The following is a 3,936-nucleotide window of genomic DNA, read 5'->3' as shown; positions in this document are numbered from 1 at the left end:
GGTCCCCCGACCCTTTTCCATCCCTTCGGCCGGTTCCCACTTGCCACCGCTGCGGCGATAGGCGAACTCCTCCACCATCTGCACGCGCTGGGGGCGGATGCGGGCCTGGTCGGTTTTGTGGCGGGCTGGTAATTTTACCAAAAAATAAAGTCTAAAGCTTCCCCTTTTAAGGGGATGAAAAAATTAAGTTTCCGTATTTCAAGCCTCTGGGTTTCCTAGGTCATGCTGCGCAAACAGCCAGAGGTACTGATAATTGATAACTGATAATTGATAACTGATAACTGAAATGACATGGTGAAACTTCCAACTGAGAAAAAAATCACAATTGCCCGATTTATTAGTAATTTGATTGTTGGGTTTAGAGCAATCTTTGGGCTTTCATCAATTACTAAAGTATATCGTCGAGGTTTACATTGGTCTCTTGATTTAAAAGAGGGTATAGACCTTGCCATTTATTTAGGAGTTTACGAGCCAGAAACAATCAAGGAACTAAAGCGTATTGTTAAGCCTGGAGATGTTGTTGTGGATATCGGTGCTAACATCGGCGCACTAACCCTTCCCTTAGCTCAATATGTGGGAGTTGATGGATGTGTTATTGCTTTTGAACCAACCTCATGGGCCTATGGTAAGTTACAGAATAACTTATCTTTAAACCCTCATTTGCTTAATCGGGTTAAGACTGAGCAGATGATGTTACTAGAGGAGGAAAAAGAACTGCCATCTTTTGTGTATTCGAGCTGGAATCTGTCGGCGAGCGAGGACAAACTGACGCACCCACAACACAAAGGAAGATTAATGACTACTGATGGGGGTCAAGGGATATCACTTGATGGATATTTCGAGAAGAATCCCCACAATAAAGTCGATCTGATTAAATTAGATGTGGATGGCTATGAACTAGCTGTTCTTAAAGGTGCAAGGAAACTGCTTTTACGAGATTCCCCCAAGATAATTCTTGAGATGGCTCGTCAGAATGAGGAAGAGGAAAAACAGTTAGAGAAATTGCTTGCTGAGTTAAAAGATGCTCAATATCGATTAGTACATTTAACTGCTAAATATCCAATTATGATGACAAAGGAGGCGATCGAAAAATTATGTCCTCCTGGTGGAAGTATAAATGTTCTCGCACTTCCTCAATAAAACCATTCCAAATCTAATTTTGGATATCTTTATTAATATCATGTCCGGATAATTAGCGATCAAAAAACTTGCTTCTCCTAAGACCTTAAAACTTTCTCCTCTTCCCTCCTGACTTCTGACTCCTGAGGACTGACTCCTCCCTACTTATTTATAACTATTCAACCGGACATAATATAACAGGAAATCTAATGGATATTTTGGGGATAGAAAAACTACTATACTTGATTTTTGTCATTACCATCGTTTTAGTGACTCTATGTTCTCTGGCAAGTTATTTAGGGAAGTTTCATTTTCTGCTCGAACTAACCTGCCATTTTAAAATCCAATATACATTTCTTAGCTTGTTGGGGATCTCGTTTTTTTTATGGGTTGGCAATTATCTCTGGTTGCTGATTAGTTTATTCTGCCTGACGATTAATTTGTTAGAAGTAATCCCGTTTTATATTTCCCGAAATATAATCAAAGATGGGAGCGTTCAAAAAATCAGATTTTTGGAAGCGAATGTCTTCTATATGAACCAACAGTATGAGCGATTAATCTCTGAAGTCAAAGAAGAAAATCCCGATGTAGCCATATTTATAGAAGTGACTGATGCTTGGGCAGAAAAATTAGAACTTTTACAACAAGATTATTCTTATTGGGTGATTCATCAAGATCCACAAATTGCTTTCGGTAAAAATATAAATTTGGGAATAGCAGTTTATAGTAAGATACCTCTAAAAAATACATCGATACAAGATTTAGGAGGAGGAAGAAAAACCGTAAGTACCCAAGTTGAGATTCAGGGAAAAACTCTCTCAATATTAGCAACCCATCCTACTTGGAGTATTGGAAAATATAAGTTTAATTTGAGGAATAAACAACTATCAGAAATTGCCAGTTATGTAGCAAGTCAGAAAAGCTCAATTGTAGTCATTGGGGATTTGAATATAACGATGTGGTCTCCATATTACAAAGAGTTGATTCGTAATTCTGGACTGTATAATGCACGAACAGGCTTTGGTATGATTCCCACTTGGCCAAGCTTCATCCCGTTATTATCTATTCCAATAGACCATTGTTTGGTAAGTCAAAATATTAGGGTTGTCAAAATAAAAAGTGGTAAAAATATAGGTTCAGATCATTTACCTTTAATCACAGATTTAATCATTACTGGTAACAGAATATAAATTTGGTAGTCCTGTATTTTGTTCAAGTACAAATCGTGGCATTATATTAAAATAATCCCTAAAATTTGGCAATTTTGACTCAAATCTAACTTTTGAATTTTGACTTTTGAATTTTGACTTTTAAACTATGGTGCATCCAAAAGAAATATACGACTTATTATTAGATTACGGCAACACAAGTACTCCAATCAAAGAAATATTAATTGGTTTAACCTGGACTTTGTGCGAAACAGAAGGCATTGGTTTATGTATGAGTCCAGGTACAGTTACACGCACATTACCTTGGTCAGGAACTCTGGTAAATAAACCTGTGAAAGAGTTGGCATCCTGGTTACGCTCTTGGAATAGCTTTGAGGCAACTGTGGGAATGGCAGCTATTAATGCTGAGATAAATGGGCAATCTCGACTTCCGACTCAAGCGGAACCCTTATCTCCATACGGACCAGGAAATTTGGCAGTATTTGAATATTTTCTACCAATGATTCGGGGAAAAAAAGTTGTTATTATTGGTAGGTATCCTCGGTTGTCTCGTTATGAGAATGAGATGGAAATAACTGTCATCGAACGGCAACCGGGAGCAGATGATCTTCCCGACACTGCATCAGAATATTTATTACCGGAGGCGGAATGGGTGTTTTTGACAGCGACTTCTATTGCTAATAAGACCTTTCCTCGGTTAGTGGAGTTGGCAAAAAATTCTCAGTTAGTTTTGATGGGTCCGACTATGCCTTGGTTAGCAGAGTTAAAGGAATTTGGGATTGATTATTTGGCAGGAGTTACTGTTAGTAATGCTGAAGTTTTAAGACAAACTGTTGCGGAAGGGGGTGGGGTAAGAATTTTTGAAACAGGCGTGCAATATCATGTATTGAAGTTGTAGTATAGGAGGCAACAGCGGTGCGACCCCCCGTCGGTAGCAGACGCAAGGGAAGGTGGATCAAGAGAGGGAACAGTTCAAGGTAGTGGTGCATAGTAATGGTAGAGAGAGCGTGGGGAGTGTGGGGAGATGGGGAGTGTGGGAAGAAATTAAAAAATATGGCGTTGGTGATTTGAGGTATGATATCATGTCCAGATAATTAGGGATAGAACTCCGTTCCGCGCTCTGCGTTAACGTGCTTTGTGCGCCAGCAAACAAAAAACATTCTCCTTCTGTTCCTCTTTACTTCTTCTTTCTTCCCTCCTGACTCCTAAGTAATGCGCGATTAATATCATACACGCGCTTCACCAACACCAAAAATATATATCTTCACCATTACGCGAGTAGAACTACCCAGTTCAAATAAAAACACTATAAGAGCTTTATTATAACTAATTAGGGTTTGCTGAAAAAGTCTTATGGGTGAGGGTAGGAGTCAGGAATCAGGAGTCAAGAGTCAGGACAAATGAGAATTACAGAGGATGTAGTTGGAAGAATTATCCCTTAATTTTTCTGACCTTGTCTGCACAAAATGCTAATATGCATGAGGTTTCTTGACCGAAAAGCTGGCACTTTTTTTCAACCTAATATCATGTCCGGATAATTAGTTATAAAAAAACTTTCTCCTTCTTCTCCTGTTGTTCTTCTTTATTACCTCTTTTCTCCTGACTCCTGACTCCTGACTCCTGACTCCTCCGTAGTTATTTATTTATC

4 protein-coding genes are annotated in these 3,936 nt (G+C 38.9%); all 4 read left to right on the top strand.

Annotated elements, in window-relative coordinates; genetic code table 11:
• Positions 1-291 precede the first annotated feature (291 nt).
• The 4 genes from F6K13_RS22435 (at position 292) to F6K13_RS22420 (ending at position 3,382) form a co-directional block, all read left to right on the top strand.
• Complete coding sequence (locus tag F6K13_RS22435) at positions 292-1,140, top strand: FkbM family methyltransferase (protein WP_205127585.1); 849 nt, start codon at positions 292-294, stop codon at positions 1,138-1,140.
• A gap of 188 nt (positions 1,141-1,328) precedes the next feature.
• On the top strand, positions 1,329-2,309 hold the full coding sequence (locus tag F6K13_RS22430; protein WP_124146329.1) for an endonuclease/exonuclease/phosphatase family protein: 981 nt from the start codon (positions 1,329-1,331) through the stop codon (positions 2,307-2,309).
• 127 nt (positions 2,310-2,436) lie between these two features.
• Entirely contained in the window at positions 2,437-3,186 is a 750-nt protein-coding gene (locus F6K13_RS22425) for a DUF364 domain-containing protein (protein WP_192901170.1), read from the top strand.
• Between the two features lie 52 nt (positions 3,187-3,238).
• Positions 3,239-3,382: a hypothetical protein gene (locus tag F6K13_RS22420; RefSeq protein WP_161564899.1), complete on the top strand. Its 144-nt coding sequence runs from the start codon at positions 3,239-3,241 to the stop codon at positions 3,380-3,382.
• Positions 3,383-3,936 lie beyond the last annotated feature (554 nt).

The sequence above is a fragment of the Okeania sp. SIO2B9 genome, assembly GCF_010672505.1.
Taxonomy (GTDB): Bacteria; Cyanobacteriota; Cyanobacteriia; order Cyanobacteriales; family Microcoleaceae; genus Okeania; species Okeania hirsuta.
This window is presented reverse-complemented; position numbering and strand designations above follow the sequence as displayed.

What these genes read in the sequence shown, in the direction of transcription:
- F6K13_RS22430 (WP_124146329.1), top strand. Translation starts at nt 1,329, where the DNA reads ATGGATATTTTGGGGATAGAAAAACTACTATACTTGATTTTTGTCATT.
- F6K13_RS22435 (WP_205127585.1), top strand. Translation starts at nt 292, where the DNA reads ATGGTGAAACTTCCAACTGAGAAAAAAATCACAATTGCCCGATTTATT.
- F6K13_RS22425 (WP_192901170.1), top strand. Translation starts at nt 2,437, where the DNA reads ATGGTGCATCCAAAAGAAATATACGACTTATTATTAGATTACGGCAAC.